Here is a 17348-nt window from a genome sequence, read left to right as displayed (position 1 = left end):
ATTTTAATTGATATAAAAAAAGACGGACAGGTGTTAGACTTGTCCGTCTTGTTGTTCGCTTATTATGCAAATACGCCAGGCGCTAGTTACGCCGTTCAAAAGCTAGCGCTTTGCGCTCCACCAGGCGCATCAACAGGGTCAGCAACCCGTTGACGATGAGATAAATAATCCCGGCGGCGCCGAACACCATCACGTCGTAGGTCCTTCCGTACAGCAGCTGGCCGTGACCCATCACTTCCATCAGGGTGATGGTGTAGGCCAGAGAAGTACTTTTGAATACCAGCACCACTTCGTTGGAGTAGGACGACAGCGCGCGTTTAAAGGCGTACGGCAGCAGGATCGCCAGGGTATCCTTTTTACTCATCCCCAGCGCGCTGCACGACTGCCATTGCCCGTCGGGGATCGCCCGGATGGCGCCGTAAAACAGCTGGGTGGTATAGGCGGCGCTGTTAAGCGACAGGGCGATCAGGGCGCACAGCCACGGCTCGGAGATAAGATGCCACAGCCATGGATATTCCTGCAGCGAAGGAAACTGCCCGGGGCCATAGTAGATCAGGAAGATCTGCACCAGCAGCGGCGTACCGGTAAACAGGGTGATGTAGCCGCGCACTATCCACACTAGCCCCGGCGTCTTCAGCGTCAGGATAATGGTAAAGATCAGCGACAGGATCAGCGCCACGATAATCGACGCCACGGTCAGCGTCAGGCTGGTATGCAGGCCTTTCAGCAGTTCGGGTAAGTAGTCGAGCATCAGCCTGGCCTCCGTTCGAAGCGCGTCGCACGCTGGTCAATCCGCTTAAGGATGTATTGACTCAACAGGGTGATGACGAGATAGATTGCTGCGGCAATGATATACCAGTTAAAGGGCTCCTGAGTGCGGGTGGCGATGCTTTTGGTCTGCAGCATCAGATCGTTGACGCTGATCAGGCTCACCAGCGCGGTGTCCTTCAGCAGCACCAGCCACTGGTTGCCGAGACCGGGCAGGGCATGGCGCCACATCTGCGGCATCACCAGGCGGAAGAAAATGGCCGCTTTCGACAGCCCCAGCGCCTGGCCGGACTCCCACTGACCCTGCGGAACGGCTTTCAGCGCGCCGCGCAGCGTTTGCGAGGCGTAGGCGGCATACAGCAGCGACAGGGCGATCGCCCCGCAGAGGAACGGACTGACGTCAAAGTTCTCAATCTGCATCTGCACCGGGATCTGCGTGAACCCGAGCGGGATGGTGAAACCGTCAGAGAGCGTCAGCAGCAGCTGGGACGAGCCGAAATAGATAAACAGCACCACCAGAATTTCCGGTAGGCCGCGCAGAATGGTCACAATGCCGGTTGCAAGCCAGGCTACCGGGCGCCATTTCACTGACTCCAGTACCGCGAAGAGCATCGCCAGGACGAGGCCGATGGCGAGCGCGCAAACGGCAAGGCCGACGGTCATCCCGGCGGCGCTTGCTAATGGAAAAATTTCGTTCATTCAGTCTTACTTCTGGAACCATTTGTTATAGATGGTCTGGTAAGTGCCGTCTTTCTTCACTTTTTCCAGCGCAGCGTTAAATTTCTGCTGCAGGTCGGTGTTGCCCTGACGCACGGCAATGCCCAGCCCGGTGCCGAAATAGGCTTTGTCGGTCACTTTATCGCCCACGGCCGCCAGCTTCGGATTGCTCTTCAGCCATTCGGTGACCACGGCGGTATCACCGAAGACCGCGTCAATACGACCGTTCTGCAGATCCAGCTTCGCATTCTGGTAGCTGTCGTAAGGCACGGTGGTGATTTCCGGATGTTTATCCGTGATAAATTTCTGATGGGTGGTGCCGTTCTGTACGCCCACTTTTTTGCCCTTCAGCTGGTCAATGCTGGTGAACTTGCCCTGCTGACCGACGAACAGCGCCGAGTTGTCATAATACGGGGTGGAGAACAGGACCTGCTTTTCACGCTCAGGCGTGATGTCCATCCCGGCCATGACCGCGTCGAAACGGCGGAATTTCAGGCCCGGGATCAGGCTGTCAAAGGCCTGGTTGGTAAAGGTACAGGTGGCGTCGATCTCTTTACACAGCGCGTTAGCCAGATCCACATCGAAACCGACGATCTGGTTGTTGGCATCCACCAGCTCAAACGGAGGGTAGGAGGCCTCGGTGGCGAAACGAATGGTTTGCGCGGCGGAAGCGGAGAGGCTCATGCCTGCGAGCAGGGCGGCAATCAGTACTTTTTTCATCGTCATTTCCCCGAAAAACATCAGTGTGAAAGATAGTTTTTAAACGCGTCAGTTTGCGGATGCGTGAAGCAGGAGGCATCCCCTTGCTCGACGATATGGCCATTTTCCATATACACCACCCGGCTGGCCGTCTTGCGCGCCACTTCAACTTCATGGGTGACGATAACCTGGGTGATGCCGGTTTCAGCCAGCTCGCGGATGATGCTAACGATCTGGGCGGTGATTTCCGGGTCGAGCGCCGCGGTAGGCTCATCGAACAGCAGAACCTGCGGCTCCATCATCAGCGCGCGGGCGATTGCCACACGCTGCTGCTGACCGCCGGATAAATGCAGCGGGTAACGATCGCTGTAGGGCTTCAGACGCAGGCGCTCCAGCAGCTTCTCTGCGCGAGCCAGCGCCTGATCCTTGCTTAACCCCAGTACGCGACAGGGGGCCTCGATCAGGTTCTGCTGTACCGTCAGGTGCGGCCACAGGTTGTACTGCTGAAAGACCATGCCGACGTTCTGCCGCAGTTCGCGAATCGCTTTATCGGACGGCGCTCTGGTGAAGTCGAAATGGTTACCGGCGATGGTTAATGAACCGGAACGCGGCATCTCCAGCAGGTTGAGTACGCGCAGCAGCGAGCTCTTCCCGGCACCGCTGGGGCCGAGCAGCACCAGCGTTTCCCCCTGCGGGCAATCCAGCGTGATGTCGAACAGCGCCTGGTGCGCGCCGTAGAAGCAATTAATGCCGTTTAGTTTAATACTCATCTGGGCAGTCTGATACGAATAGCTATTGAGGCCGCAAATACTACCTTTGGCAGAATAGTTATGCAATATTTATGCGTTAAAAGTTAAATCTAAACCACGTTTAGCTTTAAAGTTAGCACAAAATATTGCCTGGTGGGTGAGGGGGGAGTAAATGTCGGCATTCTCGGGGCGAATACCGACATTTTACCGGGGTTATCGTTTCAGCGACGTCGCTTCAACTCCGGAACTAACGTTTCTCCAGACTCTGTCGCAACGTCCCGGCCGGCGCGTGGCTGTTGTTGCCGAGATAGCGAACGTCATCGACGGCCCAGCACTGGCCTTCCTGGATCATCAGCACTTCGTCTTTCCAGCTCTGGGTTCCCTGCTTCAGCTCCACGCGCAGCGGAATGTTGCGCGCATCGCGATTAGGGATGGTTGAGGCGCTGGCGACGACGGCGCTGTCCGCCGGGGTGCTGCTGCTCGAGAACAGGTTAGCCTGCAGCAGTTTGCTGTTGGCCGGATCCTGACGGGCGTCATTGAGTAACTTCGCCAGGCCGTCGCTGAGATAGGGGCGCAGCGCCGCCGGATCCTGCGTACGGTTCTGGAGCTGGGTGTCGTAGAATTTTTGCGCTACGTCGTCAGGGCCGCCTTCGACACAGGGGCCGCTGCGGGTGCCATTATCTTTATAGGCCGGGGTGACGGTCGTACAGGCGCTGAGCGCCAGCGCGCAAGGGAGAAGTGCTGCAAGAAGTTTGTAGCGCATGATGATTTCCTTATAAGCGAACTACGTTTTCAGTTTCCGTTAAAGCATAGCGTATAGCGTACGGATTGTACTTGACGCAAAGAGCTAAGACCTTGATGTGACTACGGCCTTAGGGCAGGACATCGACAGGGGAGATCGCTGTATGATATTAAGGCAGGAAAATCTGGGGGCCGTTTAAAAATAAACAGACTTTTTGGTCAAACAAGAAACATTACCCGGGCAATATGATAATGTTTCTTGAAATATAAGATTAATTACTTCTTCTTATAGATGTTAGCGGAGATGTGCAGTTTTTTATCGGTATTACCGGAAGAGAGCACGATAACGTCTGCGCCTTTCTCATCGGCCTTTTTAATCAGTTCTTCACGGGCATCGCTGGGTGCAGTCTGACCGGTAGAAGAAATGGTACCGATTTTAGTATATTGCGTATGGACCTTATCGAAGGCTTCTTTCGTTAAAATTTCTGCAGAGAAGGCGTTCGCCGTAAAAAACAATGCTGCACCTGCCACTAAAGCTGCATATTTCATATTTTTAGACTCCATTGTTTATCTTGCTATCATCATGCTCTTGTTTTATCTCACCAATGAGCGGTTTCAGATTGTACTAACACCGTTTTTTTTTCAAGTGGAATACTGCAATTTTATGACGGTTAGTTAACTCTTTTTTAAAGAAAAGATGACGTATTTCGTATTGATAATGCTTGCTTTTTTTTGCCGGATACACATAGGGAGAGGACCAGACCCTTTTCATCTGACGTTAGCAGAAAATCAGCTTAAGGCGCCGGGGCAGAAAGGGGGGAAGCGTTGACAGACATTCCCGGAAACATGGTTTATCATAAAGCAAAGCAGGGTCTGCGCCCATGGTCATGCAGGTCACCAGGGAGATAAGATGTTAACAAATAAGCAAGAGGGCGTCCGCCAGCTGCGAACCGAGCTGTGGGCCACCAGAGATAATGTCCAGCGCCATGCGCTATCCATGAGTATGCCCTGGCTGGCCTTTGTCAATATCGCTTTTGCGTTAATGGTTTTCTTCCGCAATTTTATCTTTACTCATTTTGATAAGAAGCTGTTAACGCACCAGGCGGTTATTCCTTATGTCGAAGTCGCGCTGATCGCGGTTATTATTATTTCGGTAATTTTAGCCATTATTGCCGTCACGCCGCGCCTGGCGCAGGGGCGCTATACGTTGAGCATTATCACCGGCCTGCAGCTGGCACTCAGCCTGTGCTGGTCCCTGAGTAATTACTGTTTCATCTTTTTCTGGACACTGCCCTTCGCCTGGCCGCTGCTGGTGATATTAATGACCACCGGCCTCGCCGCGCTGTATCACCATTGGCCCGGCATTATCGCTTTTTTGCTTCCGCTATGGGGAACCGCCCTGCTGGCGGGACTACAGATCCACCCTCACACTGAGGTCCGCTTTTTGATCCTGTGGGGCATTTTTACGGCGATTTTACTCTATGGCAGGCGTATTCTTAAGCGCTGGTATGATGAGGCCTGGAATACGCATCAGGAAAATATGCGGCTTATTCAGCGGCTGGAAAGTATTGCCAACCAGGATGCATTAACCGGGACCGCGAATCGCCGGGCGTTGAATGCCTATCTGGCGGAGATTTGGCAGCAAAAAACGCCGTTGGCGCTGATGATGATCGACGTCGATTACTTTAAGCGTTACAACGACCACTATGGCCATCAGGCTGGCGACGATTGCTTATCGACTGTCGCCCAGGTGCTTAAAATGGCGGTACGGGCCGAGGGCGATCTGGTCGCCCGCTACGGCGGCGAAGAGTTTGTCATCGCCCTGCCGGGGGTTTCCTTAGCGCGAGCCACCTCCATTGCCGAGCGCATTCAGCAGAAAATTAGCGAGGCGGCGATCCCCCATGAGGCTTCGGCGGTGGCCTCGGTGGTGACCGTCAGTATGGGGGTCGTCGCCTCCGACGGCACGGTTCCGATGGAGACGCTGATCGCCCGGGCGGACAGCGCGCTGTACCAGGCGAAAAATAAAGGACGAAATCGATGGTCTTATTAACCCGGAGACGCTGCCGGGCAAGGATGAAAGAATGACACGGATTGCGCTGATCGCGCTGCTGGCGTTACTGCTAAGCGGCTGTGCCGGCGAAAAAGGGATTATCGATCGCGATGGATACCAGCTGGACACCCGCCATCCGGCGCAGGCGGCCTATCCGCGAATAAAAGTGCTGGTGATCCACTATACGGCAGACAACTTTGATACTTCTCTGGCGACCCTGACCGATAAAGAGGTCAGCTCCCACTATTTAATTCCTGAACAGCCGCCGCGCCACCATGATAAACCGCGGATCTGGCAGCTGGTGCCGGAAGAGGATCTGGCCTGGCACGCCGGTGTCAGCTACTGGCGCGGCAGCACGCGCATCAACGATACTTCCATCGGTATTGAACTGGAAAACCGCGGCTGGCAGAAGACCGCGGGAGGTAAAAGCTTTACCCCCTTTCACCCGGAACAGATCGCGGCCCTGATCCCGCTGGCGCGCGATATTATCACCCGCTACCACATCGCGCCGCAGAACGTGGTGGCCCATGCCGATATCGCCCCGCAGCGCAAAGACGATCCGGGGCCGTTGTTCCCCTGGCAACAGCTGGCGCAGCAGGGGATTGGCGCCTGGCCGGACGAGCAGCGGGTGGCTTTTTATCTGAACGGGCGGCCGCCCAGTGAGCCAGTGGACCCTGAGGTGGTGCTGGATTTGCTGGCGCGCTACGGCTATCAGGTCACGCCGGAGATGACTCCCGCGCAGAAGAAACGGGTAATTATCGCCTTCCAGATGCACTTCCGCCCCCAGCGCTGGGATGGCGTAGCGGATGCGCAAACCGAAGCGATAGCCGAGGCGCTGTTAGAGAAATATGGCCAGGGTTAGCGGTGAAGTTTACCGTGGTCGCGTAACCAGGCGGCGGTACGCACAATCCCGTCGTCCAGCGTCACCACCGGCTGATAGCCCAGCTCATCCTGCGCGCGTGTGATATCGAGCGTAAAATCAAAATTAAGTTTAGAGACGCCGTAGTGGGTAAAGGCCGGCTCTTTGGCCGTTTTATCGCCAAAACGCTCCATGCTGCGGGCGATAATATCCAGCATCGGGTAGGGAACTGAACGGATCCGGCATTTAATGCCCAGCTCATCGATCAGTTTCTGCACGATGCTGCGCAGGGTGCGCGGTTCGCCATTGCTGATATTCCACGCGCGGGCGGAGGGAAGATGATCGCAGGTCGGCTGGCTCGCCAGCCACATCGCGTGGACGGCATTTTCATAATAGGTCATATCGACCAGCGCGCTGCCGCCCCGCGGCAACAGGACGCTGCCGTAGTGCTGCATCATTTGCGCCAGCCGGGGAATAAAGACTTTATCGTGCGGCCCGAACAGGCTCTGCGGGCGCAAAATGGTAAAACGGGTGTGCGGATTGGCCTGCGCCAGCAGGTTGATCACCTCTTCGCTGGCCGCCTTGCTGCGGGCAAACTCATTGGCGAAGCGGTGCGGGCGGAAATCTTCCTGAATATCGCGATGGTGGTGATAATCAAAATAGAGCGAGGGCGAAGAGATATGGACGAAATTGCGTACGCCCCATGCTACCGACCATTCGCCGAGGCGGCGGGTGGCGCGGACGTTAGCGAGATCGAAAGCCTGCTGCGTGCCCCAGGGCGAGGTGAAACTTGAGCAGTGCCACAGGGTATCGATACCGGCGAGCATCACTTTAGCCTGCGAAGAGACCAGCTCGGTTAAATCTGCCGGGATGAATTCCGCCCCCATTTTGCTCAGAAGCTTACCCATCGCTTCGTTGCGCCCGGTCGCTCGCACGCTGATGCCCTTGTTGCGCAGATATTCCACTGCGTTGCGGCCTAATCCGCTGGTCGCACCGGTAACCAGTACCTTCATATTACTCTACTGTCCCAGAAAAGAATTTCGTGCGCATTTTTCCGTGATTCTCCCGACTATGCAATGAGAATCATGAAAGAATAATGCTTATCCTTCGACTCTGCCTGAGATTTGTTCGGCCAACCGGGTGATGCGTTGCGCCATACCGCGGAAAATAAACAGGTGCGCCGGGATCATCAGCAGCCAGTAGACCAGGCCCGGCATACCGTGCGGGTGCCACCAGGCGCGGACGTCCAGTTCACGACGATCGCCTTTATCGTTAATGGTAAAGCTTAACCGGCCCAGTCCCGGCGCTTTCATGCCGAACAGCAGAGTGAGCTGTTTTTCTTCCTCCACGATAATCACCTTCCAGCTGTCGACCGTATCGCCGGTCTGCAAATAGTCGCGCTGCGGTCGCCCTTTGGCCAGCCGGTGGCCGACCAGCAGATCCATCGCGCCGCGGGTTTTCCACAGCAGATTGCCGAAAAAATATCCCTCTTTACCGCCGATTTGGTTAACGACCTGCCACAGGGCTTTGCGGCTCGCCTGAGTGGTGATGGTGCAGCCTGCCTGTTTCGGATAATAGCCATACTCCGGTCGCCAGCGGGCGAAAGCCTGGGCGTCGTAGCCCCAGTCGCTGGAGTTTACCAGCTGCTCTTCTTCTTTCAGGGTGCGGCGAACCGCCTGATCGAAGGGGATCAGCGTTTGCGGGATCAGCGCCCGCAGCGCCCGGTCATCGGCGATCAGATCGTGCTTCAACCCCTGAATTAGCGCTTTGGCGATGGTCGGCGGCACCGAGGTGATGACATTGAGGAACCACACCGAGATCCAGCGCGTCGGCAGGGGAATCGGAATGAGCGGGCGGTGTTTGCCGCTGACGGCCATAAAGTGAATGAACTGCTGCTGATAGCTTAACACCTCCGGACCGGCGGCTTCGAAGACGCGGTGCGCGTCGGAAGGGTGATTCAGTAGCTCAACGAGATCAACGAGCAGGTTTTCCAGCGCGACAGGGGTGGTACGCGAACGCACCCAGCGCGGGGGGGTCAGCACCGGCAGGTTATAGACCATATCGCGCATCACCTCGAAGGCGGCGGAGCCGGCGCCGACGATAATTCCGGCCCGCAGCTCGGTTACCGGCACGCCCGACTCGCGCAGGAGATCGCCGGTGACCTGACGAGCGCGCAGATGGTCGGACTGCTCCTGCGCTGGAGCCTGCAGCGAGCTGAGAAAGATAATCTGACGCACCGGCGTCTGGCGCAGGGCATCGCGAACATGCGTCGCCACCCGACGCTCATGGGCGATAAAATCGCCGCCTTCGCCCATGCCGTGTACCAGATAGTAAAGGGTATCGATACCTGTGAGCAGCGCAGGCAGAGCCTGCGGCTGATTGAGATCGACTGACCGGCAGGTGACGCCGGGCAAAGCGAGTTTTTGCAGTCGGTCGGTATGGCGCGCCGCCGCCAGCACCGGATAACCCCGCGCGCTTAATTCGCGGACTAAATGTTGACCAATATAGCCGCTGGCGCCGAGCACCAAAACCGATTGCGACACGCCTGACTCCTTAGCGTTGTAAAAAAGCCTGCCAGTGGGCGACCACTTCGCTCAACTGCTGACGATTGACATCCAGGTGAGTGACCAGACGGACGATGGGCGAGGCGTTGATCAGCACGCCGCGCGCCTGCATAAACTCGCCGAGCGCCCGGGCCTGTTCATCACCGACGCGAACGAACAGCATGTTGGTATCGTGACGGGTGACGTCGGCGCCGATGGCGCGCAGCTGATCCGCCATCCACGCGGCGTTATCATGATCCTCCTGCAGGCGCTGCACGTTATTTTTCAGCGCGTACAGCCCGGCGGCGGCCAGAATGCCCGCCTGGCGCATCCCGCCGCCGACCATTTTCCGCCAGCGAACGGCGCGGCGAATATACGCCTCACTGCCGACCAGCAGCGAGCCAACCGGGGCGCCAAGCCCCTTTGACAGGCAGATGGTGAAGGAGTCGCAGTACTGGGCGATATCGCGCAGCTCACAGCCGTAGGCGACCACGGCGTTAAAGATGCGCGCGCCGTCGACGTGCAGCGCCAGATCGCGCTGGCGGGTAAACGCCCAGGCTTCCTGGAGATAGTCGCGCGGCAGCACCTTACCGTTATGGGTGTTTTCCAGGCTCAGCAGGCGGGTCGGGGCAAAATGGATATCGTCAGGTTTGATTTTCGCTGCGACTTTATCCAGCGGCAGCGACCCGTCCGCCGCGGCGTCAATCGGCTGCGGCTGAATACTGCCGAGAACCGCCGCCCCGCCGGCTTCGTAAAGATAGTTATGCGCCCCCTGGCCGACGATATACTCTTCGCCGCGCTGGCAGTGGCTGAGCAGGCCGACGAGGTTGGCCTGGGTGCCGGTGGGCAGAAACAGCGCCGCCTCTTTGCCGGCCAGGTCGGCGGCGTAGCGCTGAAGTTCATTGACGGTAGGGTCGTCACCATACACATCGTCCCCGACCGGGGCGGCCATCATGGCTTCCAACATGGCGCGCCCGGGACGGGTAACGGTATCACTGCGCAGATCGATCACGGCTTTTCCTTGTTCTGGTTCAGAGTATTGCTTCTGTTTTACCTGAGCCAGTTGGTTTTCGCCAGTTCGATGACTTCATCGCCGCGCCCGCTGATGATCGCCCGCAGCATATACAGGCTAAAGCCTTTCGCCTGCTCCAGCTTGATCTGCGGCGGGATCGCCAGCTCCTCTTTGGCGACCACGACGTCGACCAGCACCGGACCGTCGGTGCGGAAGGCGGTCTGCAGCGCTTCATCCACTTCGGCAGCTTTCTCAACGCGAATACCTTTAATACCGCAGGCTTCGGCGATGCGGGCGAAGTTGGTGTCGTGCAGCTCCGTGCCGTCGGTGAGATAGCCCCCGGCCTTCATCTCCATCGCCACGAAACCCAGCACGCTGTTGTTAAAGATGATAATTTTCACCGGCAGCTTCATCTGCGCCAGCGACAGAAAATCCCCCATCAGCATGCTAAACCCGCCGTCGCCGCACATGGCCACCACCTGACGCTCCGGCGCGGTGGCTTTGGCGCCAATGGCCTGCGGCATGGCGTTGGCCATGGAGCCGTGGTTGAATGAACCCAGCAGGCGGCGTTTGCCGTTCATCTTGAGATAGCGTGCCGCCCAGACGGTCGGGGTGCCGACATCGCAGGTGAAAATGGCGTCTTCATCGGCAAAATGGCTGATCTGCTGCGCCAGATATTGCGGGTGGATCGCCTTCTCGCTGGGCTTCGCCAGATCGTCGAGTCCTTTTCGCGCGTCGCGATAGTGCTCCAGCGCCTTATCGAGGAAGCGGCGATCGGTTTTCTCTTCCAGCAGCGGCAGCAGCGCCTTTAGCGTTGATTTGATGTCGCCCACCAGCGCCATATCAACCTTACTGTGCGCGCCGATGCTGCCGGGGTTAATGTCGATCTGAATAATTTTGGCGTCGGTCGGATAGAAGGCGCGATAGGGGAACTGGGTGCCGAGCAGGATCAGGGTGTCGGCATTCATCATGGTGTGGAAGCCAGAAGAGAAGCCAATCAGCCCGGTCATGCCCACATCATACGGGTTGTCATACTCCACATGCTCTTTACCGCGCAGCGCATGGACGATGGGGGCTTTAATTTTTGCTGCGAACTCCACCAGCTCCTGGTGGGCGCCGGCGCAGCCGCTACCGCACATGAGCGCGATATTGCTGGAGTAGCGGATAAGCTGCGCCAGCTTGCGCAGCTCCTCGTCGGCCGGGGAGACCGTCGGCAACGGCGCATGGTACCAGTGGCTGCTGGCGCTCTCCGGGGCGGCTTTCAGCGCCACGTCGCCGGGCAGAACCACCACCGAAACGCCGCGGTTAATCACCGCCTTACGCATCGCCACCGCCAGCACTTGCGGGATCTGCTCCGGGGTGGAGACCAGCTCGCAGTAGTGGCTACATTCGCGGAACAGCTCCTGGGGATGGGTCTCCTGGAAATAGCCGCTGCCAATCTCGCTGGAAGGGATGTGGGCGGCAATCGCCAACACCGGGACATGGTTGCGGTGACAGTCAAACAGACCGTTGATCAGGTGCAGGTTACCCGGACCGCAGGAACCGGCGCAGACCGCCAGTTCGCCGGTCAGTTGCGCCTCCGCGCCGGCGGCGAAAGCAGCGACCTCTTCGTGCCGGGTGGCCATCCAGTCGATGGTGCCCATGCGGTTCAGGCTATCGCTCAATCCATTGAGGGAATCGCCGGTGACGCCCCAGATACGTTTCACGCCGGCCTGTTCCAGCGTTTTGGCAATGTATGCGGCCACGGTTTGTTTCATGATCTCCATCTCCTTTTTTTGATAACGCCTTCAAGCTTAGATGAAACTGCAGCGTACGTTGCCGATTTCCCTCAATTTTTCGCTGGTTTTATTGCTGAAGTATTGGGCATACTCTGGGGTCTCACAGGGTGTAAAACAGGAAGCACATCAAATGGTTAAGGGATTGTTAAACACAGTAAACAGAACGCTGTCGCATGAAGATGCCGGTAAACTCTTGTTACGACTCGCCGTCGGCGGGTTAATGCTGTTTCACGGTTTGCACAAGCTGCTGGATGGCGTGGACGGCATTAGCGGGATGCTGGTGGCGAAGGGGTTGCCGGGGTTTATCGCCTACGGTGTGCTGGTGGGGGAAGTGGTTGCCCCCTGTTTGTTGATTGTCGGCATCCTGACGCGCCCAGCGGCGCTGGTGTTGGCTTTCACCATGGTAGTGGCGTGGCTGATGGTCGGTCTCGGCAAGACGTTTGCGCTTGATGCGGTGGGCGCGTGGGCGATTGAGAATCTGGTCTATTTCTTTGTTGGCGCGCTGGCGATTGCGCTTTTGGGCGCCGGGCGTTACTCGCTGGCCGGTCAGTCGGCCTGGCGATAGCCATGCGCCGAAAGGCGGAACAACTGCGTACGACGTAAAGCAGAAACAGAGGCCGGATAAACCTAGCGTCATCCGGCCTTTTAAGGTCAAGCCAGAACCAGATCGCCCAGCGGGTGACAGGAGCAGGCCAGCACATAGCCGTCGGCGATTTCGCCGTCGGTCAGCGTCATGGTGCTGGTGACGCTATACTCCCCGGAAACGACTCTGGTTTTGCAGCAGCCGCAGACGCCGGCGCGGCAGGCGACGGTCACCGGCACCTGATTGCTCTCCAGCGCATCGAGCAGGGTGGTGCCCACCGGCGCGTAAAATTCTCGCGCCGGCTGCAGTTTGGTGAATTTCAGCCCGCTGGTGGCGGCCTCCGCCACCGGGCTGAAGAACTTCTCCTTAAAGAAGCGGGTAACACCCAGGGCGGCAACGTCCTGTTCAACTTTCTCCATATACGGCGCTGGCCCGCAGGTCATCACGGTGCGGCTGGCGATATCCGGCACGCTCTGCAGTAGTTCCGGGGTCAGACGGCCGGCGACAAAACCGTGCGTCGCGTGGTGCTCCGCCACCAGGGTAACCGGATAGTTGCGCCACTCTTCGGCAAAGATCACATCCTCCGGCGAACGAACGCTATAGATCACCTGCACGTCGGCCTGCGGACGGTACTTCGCCAGCCAGCGGCGCATCGACATGATCGGCGTGACGCCGCAGCCAGCGGCCAGCAGCAGGAACTTATCATCCGCCTTATCCTCGCAGGTGAAATCCCCCATCGCGTCGGACAGCCAGATATAGTCGCCGCGCTTTACGTCGCGGGTGAGCCACTGTGAGCCCGCGCCATCGTCAATACGGCGAACGGTCAACGTAATATATTCGCTGACGCCCGGCGTGGACGAAATAGTGTAAGCGCGCAGGGTCTCTGCCGAATGACGTACGCTGACCAGGGCGTACTGCCCGGCACGGTACGGATAATAGTCATGGCAGAGCAATGAAACGGTCCACACATCCGGCGTTTCCTGATGGATGTGATGCACCTGCATTCGCCACGGGCATTGTGAGGTTGGCATGGTCATCAGGGACTCCTTACGCGCTCAGCAGCTGCTGCATATCTTGTTCCACGGTGGTCACGGAACGCAGACCAAACTTCTCATTGAGTATAGCCAGCAGATCCGGAGTGAAGAAGCCAGGAGCCGTCGGGCCGGTGACAATGTTTTTCACGCCGAGAGACAGCAGCGTCAACAGGATGACGATCGCTTTCTGCTCGAACCAGGAGAGCACCAGCGACAGCGGCAGATCGTTGACGCCGCAGCCCAGTTTTTCCGCCAGCGTGACCGCCAGAATAATCGCCGAGTAGGCATCGTTGCACTGCCCGGCATCCACCAGACGCGGCAGGCCTTCGATATCGCCGAAGTCCAGCTTGTTGAAGCGGTATTTACCGCAGGCCAGGGTCAGGATCAGGCAGTCGTCCGGCACGCTGGTGGCGAAATCGGTGAAATAGTTACGTTCCCCGCGGGCGCCATCGCAGCCGCCGACGAGGAAAATGTGACGCAGTTTTTCCCGGCTCACCAGATCGATAAGGGTATCAGCAGCGCCCAGAAGGGTCTGACGGCCAAAGCCGACGGTGATGAGATGCGGGATCTCGCTGTACGGGAAGCCAGCCATCTGCTGCGCCTGGGCGATAACCGGCGCGAAGTCTTCACCTTCCAGGTGGTTCACGCCCGGCCAGCCGACGATGCTGCGGGTCCAGATACGATCGTCGTAGGCGCCGACGGTGGGGTCGATGATGCAGTTAGAGGTCATGACGATGGGGCCCGGGAAGCGGGCGAACTCCACCTGCTGGTTCTGCCAGCCGCTGCCGTAGTTCCCAATCAGGTGTTTGAATTTACGCAGCTCCGGATAGCCGTGCGCCGGCAGCATTTCCCCGTGGGTATAGACGTTAACGCCGGTGCCTTCGGTCTGCTCCAGCAGGTTATAGAGATCTTTCAGGTCATGGCCGGAGATCAGGATGCACTTGCCCTCGGTCGCTTTAACGTTGACCTGGGTTGGGGTCGGATGACCGTATTTGCTGGTCTCACCGGCGTCCAGAATGCTCATGACTTTGAAGTTCATCTGGCCGATCTCCATTGAGCACTCCAGCAGCGCGTTCATATCGGCAGGCCAGGTACCCAGCCATGCCATGATTTTATGGTACTGGGCGTAGATGTCGTTGTCGTACTGGCCGAGAACGTGCGCGTGCTCCATATAAGCCGCAGCGCCTTTCAGGCCGTACAGGCACAGCAGGCGCAGGCCGAGAATGTTCTCGCCGATGGCCGCTTTGTCTTTGTTCGGGGTAAATTCCGCCGCCTGACGCTGCAGGTCGCCCAGATCGTCGCTAGCCAGTTGCAGAGCGGCCATCGGATTGTTAACCGTCGCGTGGGCATCAATGTTCAGGCACTGCGCTTTAAGCGCTTCACGCATGGCGATAGCCTGGCGCGCATAGCCAACTATACGCGGGGAGTCGAAGTTAACGTTAGTCAGCGTAGAGAAAAAAGCGCGCGGCGCAAAGCTATCGACGTCGTGGTCGATAATGCCATATTCGCGGGCCTTGAGCGCCCAGGCGGAGAGGCCTTGCAGTGACGCAATCAGCAGATCCTGTAGATCGGAGGTTTCCGCTGTTTTACCGCACATCCCCTGCGCGTAAGAGCAGCCGTTGCCGGCCGGGGTACGAATGGTTTGTTCACATTGCACACAAAACATGGTCACACCTTTAAAGTTATATTTGATATACATGTTTAAGGTTATGCCCGAGCGCGTGAGGAGAAAAGGTATTTCTGATACAACTTAAAGGGAGATTGATTTAGCGCAAAATTGGCGGCAGGAAGTCTGCCGCCAGCGCCTGCTCAGGCGGCAAAAAAGGCGATCAGGATCGGGACCAGCAGGCTCAGCAGAAAACCGTGCACGATGGCGGCAGGGACGATCTCCACGCCGCCGGAACGCTGCAGCACCGGTAAGGTGAAGTCCATGGAGGTGGCGCCGCACAGCCCCAGCGCCGTGGAGCGGCTACGGCGAATCAGGCCCGGAATTAACATGATGGCCAGCAGCTCGCGGCACAGGTCGTTAAAGAACGCCGCGCTGCCGATCACCGGGCCAAAGGATTCGGTCAGTAAAATACCGGAGAGTGAATACCAGCCGAAGCCGCTGGCCATCGCCAGACCGGTCTTTAGCGGCAAATCCAGAATAAAGGCGTTGAGGATGCCGCCGAGTAATGAACTGGCCGTGACCACCACGGCGACGATCATTCCCCGCCGGTTGAGGACTATTTGTCGCAAACTCATTCCATTATTGCGTAATTGAATACCGACGAGGAACAGGAGAAAGATCAGCGTATATTCGCTGGCTTCGGTGGCGTGTTGTAAAAAAGACAGGCCGGTCAGGCCAAGCAAGAAACCGAGCACCACCACACCGCACAGCTGGAGTGATTCCAGGGCCATGGCCAGGCGCGAGGGTAATTTCTCCTGACGATGCAGACTGCGCCAGGGCATTTTTCTTTCCAGCCACAGCAGAGCGGTAATATTACACAGTAAAATGATGACCACGCTCACCGCGGCGTAATGCAATATCGCCAGCAGATTGCTGGCCAGATTGTCGAGAAACGCCAGGCTGATACCCATAAAAAAGAGGATCACATAGACAATCCAGCTCAGCATCCGGTTAATCAGTTTTAACGCGGAGGAGTGACGAAGAGGCAGTAAATAGCCGACGACCAGCGGCAACAGAATGATGAATAGTCCCGAGAACATGAACGATGCAACCCTTGCATGATGAGAATAGCGCTCATGACACTATCCAAATAGCCGGGCCGAGTAAAGCTGTCGCCAGAAAGAAAAAGCCCGGGGACCCGGGCTTTAGAAAAGATTAATCGCGTTTTTCCAGCAGAGTGCGGTATAGCACGCCGCCGAGGATCCCGCCGACGATCGGCATGACCCAGAACAGCCACAGCTGCTGCAGCGCCCAACCGCCCTGGAAAATCGCCACCGCGGTGCTGCGCGCCGGGTTGACTGAGGTGTTGGTGACCGGAATGCTGATCAAATGGATGAGGGTCAGCGCCAGGCCGATAGCGATCGGCGCGAAGCCCGCAGGCGCGTGTTTGTCGGTAGCGCCATGGATAACCAGCAGGAAGCCGCAGGTCAGTACGATTTCAATAACGATAGCCGACAGCATAGAGAAGCCGCCCGGGGAGTGTTCGCCATAGCCGTTGGAGGCAAAACCGCTGGCGGCGGCATCAAAGCCGGCTTTACCGCTGGCCACTACGTACAGCACCGCGGCGGCAATAATTCCGCCGACCACCTGGGCGATAATATAGCCAATGACCTCTTTCGCCGGGAAACGACCGCCGGCCCACAGGCCTAAGGTCACCGCCGGGTTGAAATGACCGCCGGAAATATGGCCAACCGCATACGCCATGGTTAATACGGTTAAACCAAATGCCAGCGCCACGCCGGCAAAACCGATACCCAGCTCGGGAAATGCTGCGGCAAGGACGGCGCTACCGCAGCCGCCAAATACAAGCCAGAAGGTGCCGAAGCATTCGGCTGCTAATTTTCTGAACATAACCACCTCAATTTAAATGTTTACGCGCACGAGCGGACCGTGCCGTTCTTTATTTATCGTGATAAGGGACGACGATAAAAATAAAGCGGCGTTATTCTAGAGATAATCGCCATCCCAGAGCCAGTTAAATATATTGATATTATTTGATTTAGGGCAAGGTGAAGGGATTGCGTTTGCCAGTTTAACTATTCCTATATCCATCCAAGATTATCAATAGTGTAGAACATAACGTCTGAAATAAAACTATTTTGTTTGATGAATAATCAACAGCGGTTAATAGGCGGTAAGTGTGTAA

At 57.3% G+C, this 17348-nt stretch carries 17 protein-coding genes; 3 read left to right on the top strand and 14 right to left on the bottom strand.

The window, feature by feature from the left end:
* Positions 1-82: 82 nt before the first annotated feature.
* From artM to yahO, 6 genes are all read right to left on the bottom strand, one after another.
* On the bottom strand, positions 83-751 hold the full coding sequence (gene artM, locus AC6CWS_RS07020) for an arginine ABC transporter permease ArtM (protein ID WP_004201338.1): 669 nt from the start codon (positions 749-751) through the stop codon (positions 83-85).
* Positions 751-1467 carry an arginine ABC transporter permease ArtQ gene (artQ, locus tag AC6CWS_RS07015; RefSeq protein ID WP_023288989.1) on the bottom strand — a complete coding sequence of 239 codons (717 nt, stop codon included), beginning with the start codon at positions 1465-1467 and terminating at the stop codon, positions 751-753. The genes artM and artQ overlap by 1 nt, the downstream gene beginning before the upstream one ends.
* 6 nt (positions 1468-1473) lie before the next feature.
* Positions 1474-2205, bottom strand: coding sequence for an arginine ABC transporter substrate-binding protein ArtI (gene artI / locus AC6CWS_RS07010; protein WP_002896390.1), 732 nt, complete (start codon positions 2203-2205; stop codon positions 1474-1476).
* 20 nt (positions 2206-2225) lie between these two features.
* Positions 2226-2954, bottom strand: a complete 729-nt coding sequence (gene artP, locus AC6CWS_RS07005; protein WP_032428704.1) for an arginine ABC transporter ATP-binding protein ArtP — start codon at positions 2952-2954, stop codon at positions 2226-2228.
* Between the two features lie 226 nt (positions 2955-3180).
* Positions 3181-3696, bottom strand: a complete 516-nt coding sequence (locus AC6CWS_RS07000; protein WP_023288991.1) for a lipoprotein — start codon at positions 3694-3696, stop codon at positions 3181-3183.
* A 254-nt stretch (positions 3697-3950) separates the two neighbouring features.
* The gene (gene yahO, locus AC6CWS_RS06995; protein ID WP_065881868.1) at positions 3951-4223 is read right to left on the bottom strand and encodes a DUF1471 family periplasmic protein YahO; all 273 of its coding nucleotides are present in this window, start codon (positions 4221-4223) and stop codon (positions 3951-3953) included.
* 361 nt (positions 4224-4584) lie between these two features.
* On the opposite strand from yahO, the gene AC6CWS_RS06990 reads away from it, so the two are divergent.
* Positions 4585-5724, top strand: a complete 1140-nt coding sequence (locus AC6CWS_RS06990; RefSeq protein ID WP_023288993.1) for a GGDEF domain-containing protein — start codon at positions 4585-4587, stop codon at positions 5722-5724.
* A gap of 31 nt (positions 5725-5755) precedes the next feature.
* Positions 5756-6586, top strand: coding sequence for an N-acetylmuramoyl-L-alanine amidase (locus tag AC6CWS_RS06985; protein WP_048297142.1), 831 nt, complete (start codon positions 5756-5758; stop codon positions 6584-6586).
* On the opposite strand, the gene AC6CWS_RS06980 is transcribed toward AC6CWS_RS06985, so the two are convergent.
* The 4 genes from AC6CWS_RS06980 to poxB all read right to left on the bottom strand — a co-directional run bounded on the left by AC6CWS_RS06980 (position 6583) and on the right by poxB (position 11895).
* Complete coding sequence (locus AC6CWS_RS06980) at positions 6583-7596, bottom strand: 3-beta-hydroxysteroid dehydrogenase (RefSeq protein WP_065881864.1); 1014 nt, start codon at positions 7594-7596, stop codon at positions 6583-6585. The genes AC6CWS_RS06985 and AC6CWS_RS06980 overlap by 4 nt on opposite strands.
* A gap of 87 nt (positions 7597-7683) precedes the next feature.
* The gene (locus AC6CWS_RS06975; protein ID WP_065881862.1) at positions 7684-9126 is read right to left on the bottom strand and encodes an SDR family oxidoreductase; all 1443 of its coding nucleotides are present in this window, start codon (positions 9124-9126) and stop codon (positions 7684-7686) included.
* A gap of 10 nt (positions 9127-9136) precedes the next feature.
* Positions 9137-10138, bottom strand: a complete 1002-nt coding sequence (ltaE, locus tag AC6CWS_RS06970) for a low-specificity L-threonine aldolase (RefSeq protein ID WP_023288996.1) — start codon at positions 10136-10138, stop codon at positions 9137-9139.
* 38 nt (positions 10139-10176) lie between these two features.
* The gene (gene poxB / locus AC6CWS_RS06965) at positions 10177-11895 is read right to left on the bottom strand and encodes a ubiquinone-dependent pyruvate dehydrogenase (RefSeq protein ID WP_023288997.1); all 1719 of its coding nucleotides are present in this window, start codon (positions 11893-11895) and stop codon (positions 10177-10179) included.
* A 151-nt stretch (positions 11896-12046) separates the two neighbouring features.
* Here poxB and AC6CWS_RS06960 point away from each other — a divergent pair, with 151 nt between their 5' ends.
* On the top strand, positions 12047-12481 hold the full coding sequence (locus AC6CWS_RS06960; RefSeq protein ID WP_023288998.1) for a DoxX family protein: 435 nt from the start codon (positions 12047-12049) through the stop codon (positions 12479-12481).
* 86 nt (positions 12482-12567) lie between these two features.
* Here AC6CWS_RS06960 and hcr read toward each other — a convergent pair whose 3' ends face one another.
* From hcr to aqpZ, 4 genes are all read right to left on the bottom strand, one after another.
* On the bottom strand, positions 12568-13536 hold the full coding sequence (gene hcr, locus AC6CWS_RS06955) for an NADH oxidoreductase (protein ID WP_065881860.1): 969 nt from the start codon (positions 13534-13536) through the stop codon (positions 12568-12570).
* A gap of 10 nt (positions 13537-13546) precedes the next feature.
* Entirely contained in the window at positions 13547-15199 is a 1653-nt protein-coding gene (gene hcp / locus AC6CWS_RS06950) for a hydroxylamine reductase (protein WP_065882133.1), read from the bottom strand.
* A 143-nt stretch (positions 15200-15342) separates the two neighbouring features.
* Positions 15343-16242 carry a LysO family transporter gene (locus tag AC6CWS_RS06945; RefSeq protein ID WP_023289001.1) on the bottom strand — a complete coding sequence of 300 codons (900 nt, stop codon included), beginning with the start codon at positions 16240-16242 and terminating at the stop codon, positions 15343-15345.
* 115 nt (positions 16243-16357) lie between these two features.
* On the bottom strand, positions 16358-17053 hold the full coding sequence (gene aqpZ, locus AC6CWS_RS06940; RefSeq protein ID WP_004201355.1) for an aquaporin Z: 696 nt from the start codon (positions 17051-17053) through the stop codon (positions 16358-16360).
* Positions 17054-17348: the final 295 nt, after the last annotated feature.

It is taken from the genome of Klebsiella sp. M041, assembly GCF_059759695.1.
The sequence above is the reverse complement of the archived record's forward strand: the minus strand, read 5'-3'. Positions and strand labels throughout refer to the sequence as shown.